The organism is Candidatus Pelagibacter bacterium nBUS_30, assembly GCF_051201245.1.
Lineage (GTDB): Bacteria > Pseudomonadota > Alphaproteobacteria > Pelagibacterales > Pelagibacteraceae > Pelagibacter.
This window is the reverse complement of sequence record NZ_CP172842.1, coordinates 316,941-336,289: the sequence shown is the minus strand read 5'-3', so window position 1 is coordinate 336,289 and position 19,349 is coordinate 316,941. Positions and strand designations below refer to the sequence as shown.

Genomic DNA, 19,349 nt, shown 5'->3' with positions numbered 1-19,349 from the left:
ATAAGAAGTCATCAAAAAAATTTATAACTTGTAGGATTTTATATGAGCGAAGTTAAGTCAGATATTCAAATAGCTAGAGAAGCTAAAATGCAACCTATAAATGATATTCTAGCGAAAATAAATGTACCTGATGAAAGTGCTGCTTTCAGTCCGATGGGCAGACACATTGCAAAAATTAATTTAGAATATTTAGATACCTTAAAAGATAAACCGGATGGAAAATTAGTTTTAGTTACTGCAATCACTCCTACTCCAGCAGGTGAAGGTAAGACCACTACTTCAGTTGGACTTAACGATGGTCTAAATAAAATTGGAAAAAAATCTATTGTATGTTTAAGAGAGCCAAGTCTTGGTCCTTCATTTGGTATGAAAGGCGGAGCAGCTGGCGGCGGGTACGCACAAGTGGTTCCAATGGAACAAATTAATTTACATTTCACTGGAGACTTTCATGCAATAACTTCTGCGCATAATTTATTATCTGCTTTAATAGATAATCATATCTATTGGGGAAATAAATTAGATATAGATGTAAGAAGAATTGTTTGGAAAAGAGTGATGGATATGAATGATCGTTCTTTGAGAGAAATAAATATTAATTTAGGTGGTATTGCAAATGGATTTCCACGAGAAGATGGTTTTGACATAACTGTTGCATCTGAGATCATGGCGATCTTTTGTTTATCAAATGATTTAGAAGATTTAGAAAAAAGAATAGGAAATATTACAATAGCATACACAAGAGATAGAAAACCTGTTTACGCAAAAGATTTGAAAGCTCAAGGTCCAATGACTGTGTTGTTAAAAGATGCAATTAGACCTAATGTTACTCAAACTTTAGAAAATAATCCTGCAATTATTCATGGGGGCCCTTTTGCAAATATTGCACACGGATGTAATTCAGTTATTGCTACAAAAACTGGACTAAAGCTTGCTGACTATGTTGTAACAGAAGCTGGGTTTGGTGCTGACTTGGGTGCAGAAAAATTTCTAGATATTAAGTGTAGAAAATCAAATCTTAAACCAAGCTGTGTAGTGATTGTTGCAACAATTAGAGCACTAAAAATGCATGGTGGGGTTGCCAAAGATGATTTGAAAAATGAAAATGTGGAAGCTCTTAAAAAAGGACTGATTAATCTTGAGAGACATATTGAAAATGTAAAAAAATTTGGTTTACCCGTTGCTGTTGCAGTTAACCATTTTATTAAAGATACTGACAATGAGGTCAAAGCTTTAATAGAATTTTGTGATGGATTGGGAGTTAAAGCAAGTCTTTGTACTCACTGGGCAAACGGTGGTGAGGGCACAAAAGAACTAGCAGCGCATGTTGCTGATCTATGTGAAAAAAATGAAGCTAAATTCAAGTTTTTATACGAGAGCAAAACACCTTTATTTAAAAAGATTGAGACAATTGCAAAAGAGATTTACAGAGCAGATGAGGTTATTGCTGATACAAAAATTAGAGATCAACTTAAAAGCTTTGAAGAAGCTGGTTATGGTGAATTACCAATTTGTATTGCAAAAACTCAATATAGTTTTTCAACTGATCCTAGTCTTAAAGGTGCACCAACAGGTCATGCTCTCCCTATAAGAGAAATAAGACTTTCTTCTGGCGCAGAATTTATTGTTGTTGTTTGTGGAGCTATTATGACAATGCCGGGTTTACCAAGAGTACCTGCGGCTGACTCAATCAAACTTAATAAAGATGGTGAAATAGAAGGTCTATTCTAGAGATTTCTTACCAATCAATTTGTAATTTTTTATTTTCACAAATAGTTTGCAGCATACTGAACATTAGCGGGAAATGCTGAGGATTTAAATCTTGTAAAATTTTTGGTCCAATTTCTAAAGCTAATTGAGCACCTTCTACAGTAATGTCTCTCATAAATTTTTCTTTAGCATCATTATACAGATATCCCTCACCTAAATATTTTCCCATCAAACTATTTCTTCCTCCAATTGCGCTAACATACAAATCGCCTAAACCTGCTAAACCATAAACTGTTTCTGCTTTACCTCCATAATTAGAAACAAACTCTACCATTTCAGAAATTGATCTATGTATTAAAGATGCTGCGGTATTTAAAAAATATTTTGATTGAATTTCTTTTGAAGCTTTGGGATTGCTCAAGCCTTCAGATGCTCCAATTAGCATTGAGTAAATATTCTTTATTGCTCCTGATAACTCAACACCATTTATATCTTCTGAGATTTCAGTAGAGTAATAGTTAGTTGAGATTGTTTCTTTTAGGAACTGACTTTCTTTTAAGTTTTTATTTGCAATAACTGTTCCTGTTCTCATTTTATTTGCTAATCCTGCAGCTAAACATGGTCCTTTGATAGCTGAAATATTAATTTCAGAATGACCTTCTTTCTCTAAAAGATTTTTAATTTTGTCTGAAAGTGTAGAGAGCTCATTATCTACTATGGATAGACCTTTGGTTAATAATACAATTGGTATTTTCTTTTTATATTTTTTTGAAATTTGTTGAACAAACCACTCAATACCTACTGAACTTACTCCACAAACAATAATATCAATATTTTGTTTTAAAATAGTTTGTAATTTTTCAAATCGCTCAAATTTAATTTCTTTTGGTAATTGTGTCTTTAATGCTGGATGTATATGATTATTAGAATTAATACTTTCAATTAGGTTGTCCTCTAAATGTGTTCCAACAATTGTAACATCATTTTTATTATCTAAACATGGAACTGCAAAAGCAGACCCCATTGCACCAGCACCAATAATAATTATTTTTTTCATAAATTGACGTTTAAAGCTTTATTTTTACAAGATTTACTCATTTGATTTATATCAATAATATTACTGTAATAAGATATATTTATTGTAATTTTTAACATTTTGTTAGTAAAGTAGATTATATAATAATTTTTAATGGAGATCTTTTATGACTAAAGTAGCAATAATCGGTGCTGGCCCTTCTGGTTTAGCTCAACTACGGGCTTTTGAATCTGCTCAAAAAAAAGGTGAAAAAATTCCTGAAGTAGTTTGCTTCGAAAAACAAGAAGATTGGGGAGGGTTATGGAATTATAGCTGGAGGACTGGAACTGATGAGTATGGAGAGCCTGTACATTGTAGTATGTATAGATATCTTTGGTCCAATGGACCAAAAGAATGCCTTGAGTTTTCAGATTATTCTTTTGATGAACATTTTGGTAAACCTATTGGATCTTACCCTCCAAGAGAAGTAATCTTGGATTATATACGTGGAAGACTTGCTAAATCAGATTTTAAAAAACAAGTAAGATTTAGAACTTCTGTTCGTTGGGTAAGTTACAACAAAGATAGTAAGTTATTCACAGTCTCAGTTGAAGATTTAGTCAAAAAGGTAACCTATAGTGAAGATTTTGATTATGTTGTTTGTGCATCAGGACATTTTAGTACTCCAAATGTACCTGAATTTGAAGGTCTTTCGACTTTTGGCGGTAGAGTAATGCATGCTCATGATTTTAGAGATGCTTTGGAATTTAAAGACAAAGATATTTTAATTGTGGGTACCAGTTACTCTTCAGAAGATATTGCATCTCAATGTTACAAATATGGATGTAACTCTATTACAATCAGCCACAGAACTGCACCAATGAATTATCATTGGCCAGATAGAATTACTCAATCCCCTTTGTTGGTTAAAGCTGATCCGGATAACACAGTTCACTTTAAAGATGGATCTAAAAAAAAGGTAGATGCTATAATACTTTGTACAGGTTATTTGCATCATTTTCCTTTTCTTGAAGAAGAGCTTAAATTAAAAACGAGTAATTTATTATGGCCTCTTAATTTATATAAAGGAATATTTTGGGAGTCTAACCCCAAAATGATGTACCTAGGTATGCAAGATCAATTTTATACTTTTAATATGTTTGATGCACAAGCTTGGTATGCAAGAGATTATATTCTTGGAAAAATTTCATTACCCTCAAAAGAAGAAATGACAAAAAATAGTCTTGAATGGAAAAAGAGAGAGGACTCATTACAAGATGATGAGCAAAAAATTTGGTTTCAAGGTGATTATACAAAAGAACTTATTGAAGCTACCGATTATCCAGATTTTGATATTGAAGGAGTGAATAAAACTTTCATGGAATGGGAGCATCATAAACATGAAGATATTATGACTTTTAGAAATAATAGTTATAAATCTTTGATTACTGGAAAAAAATCTCCTTTACATCACACGGTATGGCTAGATGAGTTAGATGACTCCATGAAGGCTTATATAAAATAATTAGTATTACTATTATTTTAAAAAATATGTTGTTTGTTAAAAACCTTAAATCTATTTCTGATCAAAAATGGCAAACAACAGAAAAATATCCAGGCGTGAGATGGAAATTCTTAATTGATGCTGATTATACAAAAAGTTCTGGGCTTTCTCTTGGTTTTGCTGAAATTGCCCCAGGAGGAGATTTAACACTCCATTATCATTCGCCTGCAGAAATATATGTGGTCACAAATGGTACTGGTATGTTAAATAAATCTGGGGAGCTTGAAGAAATTAAGAAAGGTGATGTAGTTTATATAGCTGGTAATGCAAAACATGCCTTAAAAAATAATGGAAAAGAAACTTTAGAATTTTATTGGATTTTTCCAACAGATCGTTTTTCTGAAGTTGAATATTTATCCTAACTTATACCTAAGTGTTTTTTTCGTTGATCTACCCACGTTCTAATTAAATGATCAAATACCAAGCCTATAAAAGCAACACAAACACCGAGAGTTAAACCTATACCAGCACCTTTTTTATCAGATAGAGCTTTTAAAATATATTGACCTAAATCTTCTGTTCCAATAAATGCCCCTATAATTACCATAAATAAAGCAAACACAATTGTCTGATTTAAACCAAGCATCATGTGCGGAAAAGCTAATGGAAATTCTATTTTCATCAATCTTTGTAATTTCGTTACACCTGACATTGAGCCTGCATCATGCAATGAAGCTGGAACGCTTCTTAATCCCTCAATAGTATATCTTGTAGCAGGTATCGTTGCATAGACAATTACTGCGATTAATACCGATGTATCAGTAACACCAAAAAGCATCATTACTGGAATTAAATATACAAATGAAGGGAAAGTTTGAAAAATATCACAAACCCCTAGCATAAAATTCGTAGTATATTTATTCTGAAAACATAAAGTTCCAACGGTAAAACCAACAACACAAGAAATAATTACTCCAAATGTTGCCATGTAAGTAGTTACTAAAGCTCTGTCCCACCACGGGCTAAGTGCTATAAACAATGTTAATCCACCCACTACAAAAGCAGAACGTATTCCACCAATTATATAACCCGCACCAATGACTAATACCAAAGTAGCAACAGCTGGCATCCTTAAATATAAAGCTCTCATTGGTTGAAGAACTTCTGTAATTAACCATGTGTTAAATATTTTTAAAGTTTGAAAAAAAGTATCCCAAACCCAATCAACACCTCTATTCCAAAAATCTGCTGTTGATATTCCTTTGTTATGTGGAATTTCATAGAGATAATTAAAACCTTCCTTAAAGAAAAAAGAACCTACAAAAGCAAGTATAATTCCAATTAATACCGCACCACCAAAAAATATACTGTTTTTATGTTGCTCAAAAAAAGTTAGATTTCCAAAATAATCAATTTGTTTGTTTGCCCAAGCTAAAGATAATTTATCCAATAATATTGCAATCAAACTGATGCACAAACCTGCCTCGAGTGCTAATCCAATATTTAATTGGTTTAGTGCAAGTAACAAATTAAAACCTAAACCTTTTGCACCTATGAAGGCTGAAATCACAGCCATAGAGAAACATACCATAATCACTTGGTTTACTCCGATTAAAATATCTCTTCTTGCAGTTGGAATTAATACTTTAAACATGAGTTGAGAATTAGTGCATCCACTCATTCTTCCAGCTTCAATAACTTCAGGAGGTATTCCTCTTAGACCTAGTAAAGTTAATAATATCATTGGTGGAACTGCCACAACCATCGTTATAATAACTGCCGCATGATCACCAACACCAAATAAAACAATTGCAGGAACTAACACAGCGTATTGAGGCATAGTTTGCATAACTAAAAGTATTGGATATAAGGCTTTTTCAACTCGTTTACTTTTGAATGCTGCAATACCTAAACCCAAACCAAAAATAAAAGAAAGTGGTGCTGCAACTAATATAAAAGAAAGAGTTTGCATCGATGGTTTCCATTGACCAAATACGGAAATATAAATCATAACTATGCCAGCAAATATAGCTAAGCCTTTTCCGCTCAAGTTATATCCAAGTATCACTGCGCCAGCTGCAACAATTGTCCAAGGTAATCCTGGTAATTTTGCCCATGGGTTTGCTCCTATCCAATCCCAACTAGTAAATGCAACAACTGTTTGAACGCCTCCTAATATAACTTCTCTAATTAGCTCAATAAGAAAAGTCATAAACGCTGTTATATTTCGAGTTAATTGAAGAACTAAAGGTCTAGTTTTGTATGATTGAGTATTTTCATTCCAAAACTCCATTGGCATCCACTCGTTCATTAAAAAGAATAAAGTATCATTTATCCAAATAGGTAACCATCCTAGTAAAGGTGGTAATCTCCAGAAAACATCAAAGGCGTAATATCTTACTTCAGCACCAAAAAGTGTATAAGTACTTTGATTTGGATCTTTAATAAATTCTGCTTGACCTCTTATAAACTTGTAGGTTTCAGGAACATCAATTGCAAAACATAAAGAAAAAAATACAATCAATAAAAATAGCCATTGAAATAACTTTGGATATTTTTTTAACAGTTCCATATTTTAATCATTATTTTTTTTTCCGCCAAAAACAGTATTAATTATTTTTGAAGGTTGTACAGTTCCAACAATTTGATTATTTTTATCAATAACACCAACAGATTTTTCTTGATTTAAAATCTTTTCAGCAACATTTTCAATTATTTCATCTTTCGAAACTTTTAAATCACTTAAATTTTCATTATGAGGTTTATCCATAATATCCTCTATTTTTAATACTTTTTCTCTAGGAACTTCTTCGGTAAATTTCCTAACATACTCTGTAGCTGGATTTAAAACAATATTAGCTGGTGTATCAAGCTGTTCGATTATTCCGTCTTTCATAATTGCAATTCGATCAGCAAGCTTTAACGCTTCATCAAAATCATGTGTAATAAACATAATTGTTTTCTGTAATTTTTCTTGAAGTCTTAAAAACTCATCTTGCATTTCTTTTCTAATTAATGGGTCTAGAGCAGAAAAAGGTTCATCTAAAAACCAAATATCAGGTTCTACGGCTAACGACCGAGCAATCCCTACCCTTTGTTGTTGTCCTCCAGAGAGTTCTCTTGGAAAATAATTTTCCCTTCCGTCAAGACCAACAAGTTTAACCATATCCATAGCCTTGTTAATGCTTTCTTGATCTTCAACTCCTTTGATCTGAAGTGGAAACGCAATATTTTCCAAAACTGTTTTATGTGGAAGTAGTGCAAAGCTTTGAAATACCATTCCCATCTTATTTCTTCTAAGATCAATTAGTTCTTTATTATTTAATGTAAGCAAGTCTTGACCTTCTATAAAAATCTTTCCACCAGTTGCATCTGTTAATCTTGAAATACATCTTAACAAAGTAGATTTTCCTGAGCCTGATAAACCCATTACAACCAACATTTCTCCTTTTGAAACTTCAAAAGAAGCATTATTTACTCCTACTATGCATCCATTTTCTTGAAATGTTTTTGCATCCACGTTTCCATTAGCATCTTGAAGCATTTTTTGAGCGTTTGCTCCAAAAATTTTGTAAACTGAGTCACACTTAATTACAGCATTAGTCATAATATTTTAATAAGTTATACGAAATAAAAACAAAATACACTTTTTATATTATTTCGAATTATTGTATTCCTCCTTTAAAAATTTTTAATAAAATAAACCCTAGTATCAATTCCTGTGCTTAAAAAATTTAAAACTTCCCCACTAACAGTAATTGTTTCTTTTTCTCCACCATTAATACTTCCATTTAAAACAAAGCCAGCAATACATTTATTATTTTCTTTGTCCCAACTTACAAACGTTTCGGCAATTTGATTGCCATTAGTAGTGTATATTTGTTTAGCTTTATAATTAATTAAATTAGCACCCATAACGGCACGTTGTGGAATAATTTTTGTTATTTTACATACTGTTTCGTATTGTTCTTTGGATAATTTATAATGATCGCTTCCCTCATAAAAAGTTAAAATTCCAGATGGCAATGTGGAGATTATTTTACTTAACTTGTTAGCTTCTGCTATTCTTGCTTCTTCCTTTTTCATTTTTTCTACAAGCTCATCTCCCTGACCAAAAAACATATTTAAAATAGCAAAAGATAAAATTACAACAAATGTTAAAGAAACAAGGCCACCAAATTTCTGGATAGGCTCAGGTAACAATTGTTTTAATCTATTCATATATCCATCAATCATGATTATTCTTGTAATTTTCCGTTTTTCCAAATTCCTATTTTTATTTTTCCATCAGACCAAATAAACTTTCCTTCTCCATTCATAAAGCCATTCGCCCATTCACCTTCGTAAACAGAGCCATCAGGAAAAGTTAAAATTCCTTGACCGCTCCACTCACTATTTTTAAATTCTCCTTTGTAGATGTACCCGTTGGGCCAAGTTTCAATTCCTTGCCCATGTTTTTGTGTTCCAGCCCAATTCCCTTCATAGGTCGTTTTATCTGTATAGGTCCATTTACCAAAACCATTTTCACAGTCTCCTTCACAGCCTGTTTTTCTAGCTGACACTGAAGTTGCGATTAAAAAACTTAAAGTTATGTAAAAAATATATTTTTTCATTTTAGCTACATGTATAAAAAGAAATATCCTTTTCAAAATTATCGCTTTTCAAATCTTTTGTAATCTCATGAACTAATTCACCAGATTTTCTATTAATAATACCAGACTCTGAATAGTTCTTATCTTTATCAAAAGCTTTAAACAAAACTATATCTTTATTAACAACTTTTACATCAAACTTTGTATTTTTTGAGAGAAATACTGATAATCCCTTAATTAAAAGTTTTTCAGGTTGTTTTGCATTAATTGTAAATTGGTCTAAATTTTTTTCATTTAAATCTTTTGCTAGAAAAGTTTTATAATTATATTCTGAATTCTTTAAAATTTTTTTTTCTAATTCGCAAACAAAACCAATATCTATATCTTCTTGTATGTCGATATTTTTTGCTAAAGATAAATTAAAAACAAACAAACCTAACAATACATAAAGAAAGCATTTTGTCATTTTTTTAATAAAAATTTATAATTTGAAACTTCACTAGATTTATTTATTTAAAAAAAATCCCCCCCAAGATTGTTGGGGGAGATTTCATTATTATATTTTAACTTTATTTAGTAAATGGTTCCCAAACACTTTTATTGTCTGCTAACCATTTTTTTGCAGCGTCTTCATGAGTCATCTTGTCTTCATCAACTAAAGCAGCCATTGCTCCGATATGACTTGTTGAAAATGACATTTTTTTGAAAACCGCAGCTGCACCTGGATGAGTATTAGGAAAGTCCTCATTCACAGCTTTTTTCAAATAACCATCTGGAGATCCACATTTTCCATCACCACCATCTTCTGGTCTACAACCAGCAGAATATGGAGGAAAATCAATAAATGTGAAACCTTTTCCATCCGTAAAGTTTGGAGTCCAGTTGAATATTATAGTTCCTCTACCTTCTTTTTCAGCAGCCTTAAGTTCTGCCCAAAGTGCATCTGCACTTCCAGCAAATTTAACTGTCCAAAGATCTCCTAGCCCTAGAGCATCAACCCTCTGAGGTATTAAATCTCCGTGCCAAGTTTGAGGACCCTCTAACATTCTACCTTTTCCACCTGAGTCAGGTGTTGCAAAGTTTGCAGCACAGTCCGGATTTTTTAATGCAGTCCAATCTGGAAGACCCGGACATAATCCTTTATCAGCAACCCAGTTAGGATATCCCATATCCTCAAGAGTTCTTGCTTCGTGATCACCCCAATCAAGTATTCCACCCTTGTCCATTGCTGTAGTAAATGATTTACCAAAAGCAGATTCCCAAACTTCGTGTGCTAGAGTTACATCGCCAATACGAATTGATTCGTATACAGCTTGTGAGTCTGTGTTTACATAACTTACATTATTTCCCATGCTCTCAAATATTCCACCAATAACGTGAGCCATTACAATTTGGCTTGACCAGTTATGAGTAGCAATAATTATAGGCTGAGCACTGTCACCACCTTTTTTGGCAGTTTTGTCTCCACCTTGCATGAAAAAAATTGCGGCAACTATAACTACCACCGCACCGATTATTAACGGTAATTTATTCTTCATATTTTATCTCCCTCAATATTAAGTTTAATAAACTATGTTCTCACTTATTAAATTTATAGTCAATCCCCTATGATTATATTATGCTTAATGAAAAATATTAAATAAGCATTGTATATGTTAGGTACTAGCAACAATATTAAAAATCCTGGTCTAAGAGTTTTACCACCAGGAGTTGAAAGATACTTTGTTAAGGGTGGTGGTTTATCTGTAATTGAAATTTCTACAGATGATAAAATCGAAATTATTAATGACGAGGGAAAACAAATTTGTGAAATAATTGTTTTTAATTCTAATGGAAAATCAGATTTATCAATATTAAATTTAAAAGAAAATTCAAATGCAGATTTTTCAAAAAGAACAATAGCTAACGATGAAAAAATTTCAAAAATATTTAAGAAAAAAAGTTTTGATTTAAATAAAGCTAAATCGTCTATTATTTTTAGTGAAGACTGTGTGATGGGTGAAAAAATAACTTTATCCTCTAAAGATAAATGTTTTGTCTTGATAGCAGCCCCAGGCAATCCTCTTAATGTTCATGAACAAAATCCACCAACTGATTTAACAATTTTTTTGAATAAAGCGCAGTTCTCAGAAACCGATGAACAATTTATTCTACCAGATCCTTTAAGTGATCCAATAGTTGAGCAACTTGTTAAAAGAAGGACTGCAGAAACTTACGAAGTTAAAGCTGGGGAATATATTCAAATTATTGATACGGGTGGAAGACAATGTTCTGATTTTTTAGCTTTTGATACTCATAAATTAAATGATGGAATTGAAAGTATTATTGATGATAAGGCAACTAGAACTTTTATGGGTAGCGCGTACCCTGGGCCAGGTCTATTTTCAAAATTCTATGATGGTGATCATGAGGCAATGGTTGAGGTAGTTAGAGACACTGTTGGAAGACACGATACTTTTAACCTAGCCTGTACTTCAAAATATTACGAAGATTTGGGTTATATGGGTCACATCAATTGTACCGATAATTTTAATAAAGAATTGGAAAAATATGATGTCAAAGCTAGAAAAAGTTGGTCAGCAATAAATCTTTTTTTCAATACAGCCATAGATGTAAATAATGTTGCAACATTTGACGAACCTTGGTCAAGACCTGGTGATTATGTTTTGTTCAGAGCTTTAAAAGATTTAACATGTGTATCATCTGCATGTCCTTGTGATGTTGATGCCGCAAATGGCTGGAACCCTACAGATATATTTGTTAGAACTTATGCAAAGAATGAAAAATACTCAAAAGCAATTGCATTTAGAATGAAAACAGACGCTGAACCAAAACTAACCCAAGAAACTGGATTTCATAAAAAGACATCAGAATTAACAAGAAACTTTGTTGAATATAAAGGTTTTTGGCTTGCTAATAATTTTACAAATTCTGGAACGATAAAAGAATATAACGCTTGTAGAGAAAGTGCGATAGCAACAGATCTTTCACCATTAAGAAAATTTGAAATTTTAGGACCAGATGCTGAAAACCTAATGCAATATACTCTTACAAGAAATGTTAAAAAATTATCAATCGGACAAGTTGTTTATACTGCCATGTGTTATGAAAATGGATGCATGTTGGATGATGGTACTTTATTTAAATTTGGACAAGATAATTTCAGATGGATTGGTGGAGATGAGTACAGTGGAGAATGGTTAAAAGAACAAGCAAAAAAGAAAAATTATAAAGTTTGGATTAAGTCTGCCACAGATCATATTCATAACATTGCTGTTCAAGGACCTAATAGTAGAAAAATTTTAGAAAAATTTATTTGGACAGCACCAATTCAACCATCAATAACCGAGCTAGAATGGTTTAGATTTAATATTGCACGAGTAGATCATGAAACAGGAACTCCAATTGTTATTTCAAGAACGGGTTACACTGGTGAACTTGGATACGAAATTTGGTGTCATCCAAAAGATGCTGCGGAAGTTTGGGATAAAGTTTGGGAAGCAGGAAAAGAATTTAATATTACTCCACTTGGCTTGGAGGCTTTAGACATGGTTCGTATAGAAGCTGGACTTATTTTTTATGGATATGAATTTGATGACCAAACAGATCCTTTTGAAGCTGGAATTGGTTTTACTGTTCCACTTAAAACTAAAGAAGATGATTTCATTGGTAAAGATGAATTAATTAAAAGAAAAGCAAACCCACAAAAAAAATTGGTAGGTTTAGAATTGGTTGGTCACGAACCAGCTATTCATGGTGACTGTGTTCATGTAGGGCGCGCTCAAGTTGGTGTAATAACTAGCGGCATGCTTTCGCCAAAACTTGGTAAAAATATTGCTCTTTGTAGAATTGATGTAAAATATTCTGAAATTGGAACAGAAGTTGAAATCGGTAAACTAGACGGTCATCAAAAAAGAATTGGTGCCAAAGTTATTGCTTTCCCATTCTACGATCCAACAAAATCAAGAGTAAGAGCTTAGATAAATGACTTCCACTAAAAAAACACTTTTAAACTTTTGGGAAGATCAAATGAAACAATCCCATACATCTAGCAATTATTTTTTTAGAAAATCACCTTCTCACTATCATATGATGCTATTGGTAATGTCGGCATACAAAGAAAATAAAAAATTATCTGTTGAGGAACTTAAAACAAAATTATTTAAAACTTCTCGACCAAAATCAGCTCTTATAATTACCGAGGCTTGTGAAAAAGGATTCTTTAGATTAGAAAAAACTTCAACTGATCAGAGAATAAAAAATATTATGCCTAGCGAGTCCTTTATTAATGAGTTTAATGATTATTTAACTACCTTAAAAAACATCAGTTATTAGCTGGTTTTTTTTGAAATTTTTCAAAATATATAAATTTTATATATAATTTTTAGTTCTATAAAAAATTATATTAATTACTTGTTTCAAAAAATAATGTTTTGTTATGTCAACATTACCATCAAAAGCAAAAGTAGTAATTATAGGCGGTGGTATTCACGGTTTAAGTACAGCCTGGAAACTTTCAGAGACTTATAAAAATCCTGGTGACATCATAGTTTTAGAAAAAAATGATATTGCTGCTGGTGCAAGTGGTATTGCTTGTGGTGTTGTTAGGAACAATTACTTTCAACCAGCTATGAGAGAATTAATGGCTCACTCTGTTTCTGTTTGGGAGAGCGATCCTAAAGCATTTAAATATAACCCAGTTGGTTATTTGCAAATTTCACCAGAAGTAATGCATGAAGATGTTGCAACTATCTATGAACAACAAAAAGCAATTGGTTACGAATCTGAATTTATTGAAGGTGAAAAAGATTGCATGAATTACATGAAAAGTATGTTTGATGATTGGCAAGCTCAAGGCATCACATCAGTGCTTCATGAAAAAAAAGGTGGGTATGCATTTAATAAAGACTCAATTAAAGCACTTGAAGATAAGTCTACTTCAAATGGAGTACAAGTTATGAAGGGTGTAACAGTTACAGGATTTAAAAGAGGCAGCAATAGTAAAGCAGTTACAGGAGTTGAAACTGATAAAGGTACCATTGAGTGTGAACAAGTAGTTGTTGGAGCAGGTCCATGGGCTAGAGATTTTTGGAACATGTTAGAGCTTCCTAAAAAGGCTAACATTAAAGGCAAAGATGGTAAATTACACGAAACCGATATGTGGACATATTGGATGCTGCAAGAGGGTGTAATTGGTGTTGAGCCAGATTTTTTAAAGATGAATAATGGAAAACAACCACCAGTAATCCACGTTGATTCTACTGCGCCATTGTACTCAGATAAAACAAAAAAATTAATTACAGAAAAAATTTGGGGAATTTATTATAAACCTGATATTGAAGGTTTAGGTGTTCAAGGTGGAACATCTCCATACATAGTTGACAAACATTTTGATAAAATAAACGTAGATCCATACGGTTTAGACTCTCCTGAATTTCAAACTACAGAAGCGTTTAATGACATGTGGTGTTCAGCTTTAGCTCATTGCCAAAAAAGATTTGAAGGTAAATCAGATCTTTATAGAAAAGGACCATCAGGTGGTCTTGGATGCATGACACCAGACTCATTTCCAATCTTTGATAGATTTTTAGAAAATGTTTATATGATTGCTGACGCTAACCATGGTTATAAAATGATTGGTGTTGGAGAACTTGTTGCAAAAGAAATTCTTGGTACTGAGAGTGATTTATTGAAACCGTTTAGATTCAACCGTTACGAGAAAGGTGAACTTCATCCTACATCGAACAGTCCGTTCCCTTGGAGTTAAACTTCAAGCCTAGACACTAATAAGTTTTTCAGCTAACTTTGAATAAATAAAATTCATTGGGGGATGAAAAAATGACTGATCTAGATAAACACGTTAACCAACCAGGTAGAGCAAAGTTAGTTAAACAAGTTAGAGCTAAGATTGATGAACTGGGTATTGAATATATTTTTTTTCAATTTATTTCTGTTACAGGTAGAGTTGTTGGAAAAGGAATTCCCACAGATCACTGGGAAAGAACTTGTGAAAAAGGTTTTCAATTAGTTTATGGTGCAACAGCAAACTTGTTTGTTGATCGTCATGGAAATTATATTGGTTATGGACCTGAAGCAAAAGAACTTGTAGGTATTCCTGATCCAGAAACATTTTGTCAACTTCCTTGGGATAAAAAAGTAGCAAGAGTATTTGTAACTTGTTTTAGAAACAGAGAAGAAAGAGAGAACCCTGGCGCTCATTTAACATCAGATTGTCGTGGTAACTTAAGAATTCATGCTCAAGAATTTAAGAAAAAACATGGATATCAGTTAAGAGTTGGAACTGAGCCAGAGATGATGTGGCTTACAAAAAATGAAGATGGTACCCCAACTGGCAAAGGTTTTTCTAAACCATACTGTTATCATATAGATCAATTTGAATCTTTAAGACCTGTGTTTATGAAGGTTTTTGAATATGCTAGAGCAATGGGCTTTGACATGATTCAAGGTGATCATGAAGATGCACCAGGACAATTAGAATTGAACTGGATGTATGATGATGTTTTAAGAAATGCAGACAGACTTTCAACTTACAGACAAATTTGTGCTCAAGTTGCACGAGAATTTAATCTGATTGCTTGCTTTATGACAAAACCTTTTATGGGAGTTTCTGCAAGTGGTTGTCATACGAATATGTCTTTATGGACAGGTGGAAAAGATGTGGTTAATAAATTATCTCACAAGTCTTTACCAGCTATGGACCATGTATTCACATATGTAGAAGGTGGAACAAATACTTTTATGCCAGATACTAAAGATGTCCAGTTACCAGGTAAAGTTGGATTAAAAGCTATTGGTGGTGTCATGAAGCACTTAGGTGCTTTGACTGCTATTGGATCATCAACTGTAAACTCTTATAGAAGATTATGGGATACAGGGTTTTGGGCACCAGTTTATGCAGACTGGGGATATCAAAATAGAACTTGTGGATTAAGAGTATCAGCACCAGGAAGATTTGAATATCGTTCAGTTGACTCTATGCACAATCCTTATTTGATGGGCTCTGGATTATTAAAATGTTTTGAAGATGGAATATCAAACAACATTGATCCTGGAAAACCAGAGTCTCGTAGTATGTACGAAGCTCAAGCAGCTGGTAAAGAAGTTAAAAAATTACCTTTAAGTCTTGGTCAAGCACTTGACTGTTTAGCTGAGGATGAAGTTATTAAATCAGCTATGCCAGATGAAATGTATAAAGTATTTCATTGGTATAAAAATGATGAATGGGAGAGATTTTTAGGTGCAACAACTCAATGGGATCTGGACACTTATCTTGATTGTCTACCGTAGGTCTTAAAAATAAATAAAAGGGGTAAAATATATGTGTGGGATAGCTGGATTAATACATAGAGGTAAATCTTCAAATGTTGGAAGCGAATTACAAGGTATGCTTCAAGCATTAAAACATAGAGGTGAAGACTCAACAGGTTACGCTTTATACGGTGATACAGATGGTAAAAATTTTATCATGCGTTTCAAAGTTGGAGAAAATGTTGGTGAAGGAAGTTCATCAATTATGGAAGATGTTTCAGTTTACGATGAAAGAAAAAAGATAGTAGATCAATATTTAGCAGAGTTAGGGGCTAAAGTTCTTAAAGAGGAAAGAACTCTACCCTATTCACTAAGATATGAAATTTCTTATGATAAAAAAGATCTATTAGATTTTTCTCAAAAAATCGAAAGTATCCCAGGTGTTGAAATTCTTTCAATGGGAAAATCATTGGAAGTAATTAAAGATCTTGGAAATGCTAAAGCAGTTTGTGATAGATATTCATTAGATAAACTTGTTGGAACTCATGCAATTGGTCATGCTAGAATGGCAACAGAATCTGGTGTTGATATTAAATCAGCCCACCCTTTTTGGGGTTATCCTTTTAGCGATGTATCAGTGGTTCATAACGGACAGCTTACAAATTATTGGAACAATAGAAGACAATTAGAAAATAAAGGTATGAGATTTATGTCTGAGTGTGACTCAGAATTAATCGCAGTTTATATTGCTCAAAAAATGAGAGAAGGAGCAAGTCTTGAAGAAGGTATGAGAGACTCTTTAACAGGACTTGATGGAGTATTTACTTATTTTGTTGCAACAAGTGACTCGTTAGGAATGGCAAAAGATACTATGGCAGCAAAACCATTAGTTCTTTACGAGTCAGATGATTTAGTTGCAATGGGTTCAGAAGAAATAGCGATCAGATCAGTTTTACCACAAGAAATTGATACATATGATCCATTTGATGGAGAGGTAAAAGTATGGCAAATCTAAAAACAAGCGAGAAAAAATCAAAAGCCCAGTCAATGGGTATGCACAGCGAAGTTTTAACAGGAAGAACTCAACAAAAGTTTTTTAACCCTGATGAAGCTGAAAACTTTTATTACTTTGGTACTTATGATGTTGATTTCAATAAAAGAACAGATCTTGATGTAAAAGATATGTCGGCTCCGGAAGCTAATAAGGAAATCGATAATTTAATGAGTCAAGGTTATGGAACTATTGTTATTAAAAACCCACAAGGAAAACATAGTTTAGGTGTTGGAATTTTGAATAAATTAAACTTAATTTTTGAAGGAAGTTTAGGTTATTTTGGTATGGGTTCATGTGATGGCCCTACTGTTAGAATTAATGGTAGAGTTGGTTGGTCTTGTGCTGAAAACTTAATGGCTGGTAAAGTTGTAATCGAAAAAAATGCAGGATCATGTTTTGGAGCAGCTATCAGAGGTGGAGACTTAATTTGCAAAGGTAGTGTTGGTGCTAGAACTGGTATTGATATGAAAGGTGGAACTATTATTGTTGGTGGTGACGCTGGTGCATTTACAGGTTTCATGATGCAAAGAGGTAGAATAATTATTCTTGGGGATGTTGGAATAAATTTAGGTGACTCTATGTATGATGGTACTATTTTTGTTGGTGGGAGTATTGGCTCATATGGAAGTGATGCAGTTGATGCTGATCTTTCAAAAAGTGACCAAGACTGGTTAAAACGAAAATTAAAAGTTGCAGAAATCGGTGAAAATTTTGATGTAAGCAAAATGAAAAAAATTGTAGCTGGTAAAAAACTTTGGAATTACGATAATTTAGAACCTACAGAGAAGAAAGGAGCAATTTAATGCCTAAGAAAAAAACAAAAAAAAATGGTAAGGGCGTTGGTGGAAAAGCGGACGTTCATGCACATGAAGATGGAAAAAGAAATAAAAGTTTATTAGGTCATAATGCTATTTTTACTCCTGAGGTAATAGACGATATTCATATCAAATCTCAGTTAGGTAGATACCGAATGCGTGGAATGGCATTAATGAAAAAAATTCCAACATTTGATGATCTAGTTTTTCTACCTGGAACACTTACAAGATTTGTAATCGAAGGTTACAGAGAAAAATGTGAAACTAAGACTGTAATTGGACCAAGATGTGAAAACCCAATTGAACTTGATATACCTGTTTACATTACTGGTATGAGTTTTGGAGCACTTTCTTATGAAGCAAAAACTGCTTTAGCAAGAGGAGCTACTATGGCTGGTAGTGCAACTTGTTCAGGAGAAGGTGGAATGATACCTGATGAAAGAAGATATTCTGAAAAATGGTACTACCAATGTATTCAATCAAGATACGGTTTTAATCCACATCACGCTCAACTTGCAGATGGAATTGAAGTTTTCATTGGTCAAGGTCAAAAAGTTGGAATGGGTGGACACTTAATGGGTCAAAAAGTAACTGACCAAGTAGCTGAGATGAGATCATTACCTTCAGGTATTGACCAAAGATCACCTGCTAGACACCCTGACTGGTTGGGTCCTGACGATCTAGCTTTAAAAGTTGAAGAATTAAGACAATTAACAAAAAACAAAGTGCCAATTCAGTTAAAACTTGGTGCATCAAAAGTTTATGATGATGTTCGTATGGCTGCAAAATGTGACCCCGACTCTATCTATTTAGATGGAATGGAAGGTTCAACTGGTGCAGGACCTCATATCGCAGCTGCAAATACTGGTATTCCAGGAATAGCTGCTATCAGAGAAGCAAGAAGAGCAATCGACGATGTGGGTAAAACTGGTAAAGTTACTTTAATTTATGCGGGTGGTGTAAGAGATGGTGCTGATATGGCAAAAGCTTTAGCGTTAGGTGCTGATGCAATTGCAATAGGTACTGGATCAATGATCGCCTTAAATTGTAATAAAGATATTCCAGAAGCTAACTTTGAAAAAGAAATGGGTGTAAAAGCTGGTGAATGTTATCACTGTCATACTGGTCGTTGTCCAGTTGGTGTTGCAACACAAGACCCTAAGCTAAGAGCAAGATTAAATCCTGATGATGCTGCACTTAGAGTTTACAACTATCTTCATGCAATGACGTTAGAAGCTCAACTTTTAGCAAGAGCATGTGGTAAAACTAATATTCACTCTTTAGAGCCTGAAGATTTAGCTGCATTAACTACGGAAGCATCTGCTTTAGCAAAAGTTCCATTAGCTGGAACAAACTACACAGTTGGTGTTGATAACTATCATAAAATATAGAG

The 19,349-nt window shown here is 33.2% G+C and carries 17 protein-coding genes; 10 read left to right on the top strand and 7 right to left on the bottom strand.

All coding sequences use genetic code 11. The annotated features are described in order from the left end of the window. Nucleotides 1-42: 42 nt before the first annotated feature. A complete protein-coding gene (locus tag ACIJYE_RS01740; protein ID WP_435090784.1) occupies nucleotides 43-1,728 on the top strand; it encodes a formate--tetrahydrofolate ligase in 1,686 nt (561 codons plus the stop codon). 7 nt (nucleotides 1,729-1,735) lie between these two features. Here the strand turns inward: ACIJYE_RS01740 and ACIJYE_RS01735 are convergent, their stop codons facing one another. Continuing rightward, nucleotides 1,736-2,764 carry a glycerol-3-phosphate dehydrogenase gene (locus ACIJYE_RS01735; protein WP_435090783.1) on the bottom strand — a complete coding sequence of 343 codons (1,029 nt, stop codon included), beginning with the start codon at nucleotides 2,762-2,764 and terminating at the stop codon, nucleotides 1,736-1,738. 145 nt (nucleotides 2,765-2,909) lie between these two features. On the opposite strand from ACIJYE_RS01735, the gene ACIJYE_RS01730 reads away from it, so the two are divergent. Next, nucleotides 2,910-4,247, top strand: coding sequence for an NAD(P)-binding domain-containing protein (locus tag ACIJYE_RS01730; protein ID WP_435090782.1), 1,338 nt, complete (start codon nucleotides 2,910-2,912; stop codon nucleotides 4,245-4,247). 26 nt (nucleotides 4,248-4,273) lie between these two features. Beyond that, entirely contained in the window at nucleotides 4,274-4,648 is a 375-nt protein-coding gene (locus ACIJYE_RS01725; RefSeq protein ID WP_435090780.1) for a cupin domain-containing protein, read from the top strand. Here ACIJYE_RS01725 and ACIJYE_RS01720 read toward each other — a convergent pair. From ACIJYE_RS01720 to ACIJYE_RS01695, 6 genes are all read right to left on the bottom strand, one after another. Beyond that, nucleotides 4,645-6,798 carry an ABC transporter permease gene (locus ACIJYE_RS01720; RefSeq protein ID WP_435090779.1) on the bottom strand — a complete coding sequence of 718 codons (2,154 nt, stop codon included), beginning with the start codon at nucleotides 6,796-6,798 and terminating at the stop codon, nucleotides 4,645-4,647. The genes ACIJYE_RS01725 and ACIJYE_RS01720 overlap by 4 nt on opposite strands. A gap of 3 nt (nucleotides 6,799-6,801) precedes the next feature. Then, on the bottom strand, nucleotides 6,802-7,833 hold the full coding sequence (locus ACIJYE_RS01715; RefSeq protein ID WP_435090778.1) for a quaternary amine ABC transporter ATP-binding protein: 1,032 nt from the start codon (nucleotides 7,831-7,833) through the stop codon (nucleotides 6,802-6,804). 74 nt (nucleotides 7,834-7,907) lie between these two features. Beyond that, entirely contained in the window at nucleotides 7,908-8,462 is a 555-nt protein-coding gene (locus ACIJYE_RS01710; RefSeq protein WP_435090777.1) for a hypothetical protein, read from the bottom strand. Between the two features lie 2 nt (nucleotides 8,463-8,464). Continuing rightward, nucleotides 8,465-8,839, bottom strand: coding sequence for an MORN repeat-containing protein (locus ACIJYE_RS01705; RefSeq protein WP_435090776.1), 375 nt, complete (start codon nucleotides 8,837-8,839; stop codon nucleotides 8,465-8,467). Nucleotide 8,840: 1 nt separating this feature from the next. After that, a complete protein-coding gene (locus ACIJYE_RS01700) occupies nucleotides 8,841-9,284 on the bottom strand; it encodes a hypothetical protein (protein WP_435090775.1) in 444 nt (147 codons plus the stop codon). 103 nt (nucleotides 9,285-9,387) lie between these two features. Further along, nucleotides 9,388-10,293: an ABC transporter substrate-binding protein gene (locus ACIJYE_RS01695; protein ID WP_435091249.1), complete on the bottom strand. Its 906-nt coding sequence runs from the start codon at nucleotides 10,291-10,293 to the stop codon at nucleotides 9,388-9,390. Between the two features lie 177 nt (nucleotides 10,294-10,470). On the opposite strand from ACIJYE_RS01695, the gene ACIJYE_RS01690 reads away from it, so the two are divergent. The 7 genes from ACIJYE_RS01690 (at nucleotide 10,471) to ACIJYE_RS01660 (ending at nucleotide 19,347) form a co-directional block, all read left to right on the top strand. Then, entirely contained in the window at nucleotides 10,471-12,798 is a 2,328-nt protein-coding gene (locus ACIJYE_RS01690) for a DUF1989 domain-containing protein (RefSeq protein WP_435090774.1), read from the top strand. A 4-nt stretch (nucleotides 12,799-12,802) separates the two neighbouring features. Further along, nucleotides 12,803-13,153: a hypothetical protein gene (locus ACIJYE_RS01685; RefSeq protein WP_435090773.1), complete on the top strand. Its 351-nt coding sequence runs from the start codon at nucleotides 12,803-12,805 to the stop codon at nucleotides 13,151-13,153. Between the two features lie 103 nt (nucleotides 13,154-13,256). Further along, nucleotides 13,257-14,585, top strand: coding sequence for an NAD(P)/FAD-dependent oxidoreductase (locus tag ACIJYE_RS01680; protein ID WP_435090771.1), 1,329 nt, complete (start codon nucleotides 13,257-13,259; stop codon nucleotides 14,583-14,585). Nucleotides 14,586-14,656: 71 nt separating this feature from the next. Next, entirely contained in the window at nucleotides 14,657-16,126 is a 1,470-nt protein-coding gene (locus ACIJYE_RS01675; protein WP_435090770.1) for a glutamine synthetase family protein, read from the top strand. Nucleotides 16,127-16,157: 31 nt separating this feature from the next. After that, the gene (locus ACIJYE_RS01670) at nucleotides 16,158-17,102 is read left to right on the top strand and encodes a glutamine amidotransferase (protein WP_435090768.1); all 945 of its coding nucleotides are present in this window, start codon (nucleotides 16,158-16,160) and stop codon (nucleotides 17,100-17,102) included. Further along, nucleotides 17,090-17,944: a GXGXG motif-containing protein gene (locus tag ACIJYE_RS01665; protein ID WP_435090767.1), complete on the top strand. Its 855-nt coding sequence runs from the start codon at nucleotides 17,090-17,092 to the stop codon at nucleotides 17,942-17,944. Before ACIJYE_RS01670 ends, ACIJYE_RS01665 begins: the two co-directional genes overlap by 13 nt. After that, nucleotides 17,944-19,347 carry an FMN-binding glutamate synthase family protein gene (locus ACIJYE_RS01660; RefSeq protein ID WP_435090765.1) on the top strand — a complete coding sequence of 468 codons (1,404 nt, stop codon included), beginning with the start codon at nucleotides 17,944-17,946 and terminating at the stop codon, nucleotides 19,345-19,347. The genes ACIJYE_RS01665 and ACIJYE_RS01660 overlap by 1 nt, the downstream gene beginning before the upstream one ends. Nucleotides 19,348-19,349: the final 2 nt, after the last annotated feature.

What these genes read in the sequence shown, in the direction of transcription:
- ACIJYE_RS01685 (WP_435090773.1), top strand. Translation starts at nt 12,803, where the DNA reads ATGACTTCCACTAAAAAAACACTTTTAAACTTTTGGGAAGATCAAATG.
- ACIJYE_RS01715 (WP_435090778.1), bottom strand. Translation starts at nt 7,833, where the DNA reads ATGACTAATGCTGTAATTAAGTGTGACTCAGTTTACAAAATTTTTGGA.
- ACIJYE_RS01730 (WP_435090782.1), top strand. Translation starts at nt 2,910, where the DNA reads ATGACTAAAGTAGCAATAATCGGTGCTGGCCCTTCTGGTTTAGCTCAA.
- ACIJYE_RS01695 (WP_435091249.1), bottom strand. Translation starts at nt 10,293, where the DNA reads ATGCAAGGTGGAGACAAAACTGCCAAAAAAGGTGGTGACAGTGCTCAG.
- ACIJYE_RS01710 (WP_435090777.1), bottom strand. Translation starts at nt 8,462, where the DNA reads ATGATTGATGGATATATGAATAGATTAAAACAATTGTTACCTGAGCCT.
- ACIJYE_RS01675 (WP_435090770.1), top strand. Translation starts at nt 14,657, where the DNA reads ATGACTGATCTAGATAAACACGTTAACCAACCAGGTAGAGCAAAGTTA.
- ACIJYE_RS01725 (WP_435090780.1), top strand. Translation starts at nt 4,274, where the DNA reads ATGTTGTTTGTTAAAAACCTTAAATCTATTTCTGATCAAAAATGGCAA.
- ACIJYE_RS01720 (WP_435090779.1), bottom strand. Translation starts at nt 6,798, where the DNA reads ATGGAACTGTTAAAAAAATATCCAAAGTTATTTCAATGGCTATTTTTA.
- ACIJYE_RS01700 (WP_435090775.1), bottom strand. Translation starts at nt 9,284, where the DNA reads ATGACAAAATGCTTTCTTTATGTATTGTTAGGTTTGTTTGTTTTTAAT.
- ACIJYE_RS01680 (WP_435090771.1), top strand. Translation starts at nt 13,257, where the DNA reads ATGTCAACATTACCATCAAAAGCAAAAGTAGTAATTATAGGCGGTGGT.
- ACIJYE_RS01690 (WP_435090774.1), top strand. Translation starts at nt 10,471, where the DNA reads ATGTTAGGTACTAGCAACAATATTAAAAATCCTGGTCTAAGAGTTTTA.
- ACIJYE_RS01705 (WP_435090776.1), bottom strand. Translation starts at nt 8,839, where the DNA reads ATGAAAAAATATATTTTTTACATAACTTTAAGTTTTTTAATCGCAACT.
- ACIJYE_RS01670 (WP_435090768.1), top strand. Translation starts at nt 16,158, where the DNA reads ATGTGTGGGATAGCTGGATTAATACATAGAGGTAAATCTTCAAATGTT.
- ACIJYE_RS01665 (WP_435090767.1), top strand. Translation starts at nt 17,090, where the DNA reads ATGGCAAATCTAAAAACAAGCGAGAAAAAATCAAAAGCCCAGTCAATG.
- ACIJYE_RS01735 (WP_435090783.1), bottom strand. Translation starts at nt 2,764, where the DNA reads ATGAAAAAAATAATTATTATTGGTGCTGGTGCAATGGGGTCTGCTTTT.
- ACIJYE_RS01660 (WP_435090765.1), top strand. Translation starts at nt 17,944, where the DNA reads ATGCCTAAGAAAAAAACAAAAAAAAATGGTAAGGGCGTTGGTGGAAAA.
- ACIJYE_RS01740 (WP_435090784.1), top strand. Translation starts at nt 43, where the DNA reads ATGAGCGAAGTTAAGTCAGATATTCAAATAGCTAGAGAAGCTAAAATG.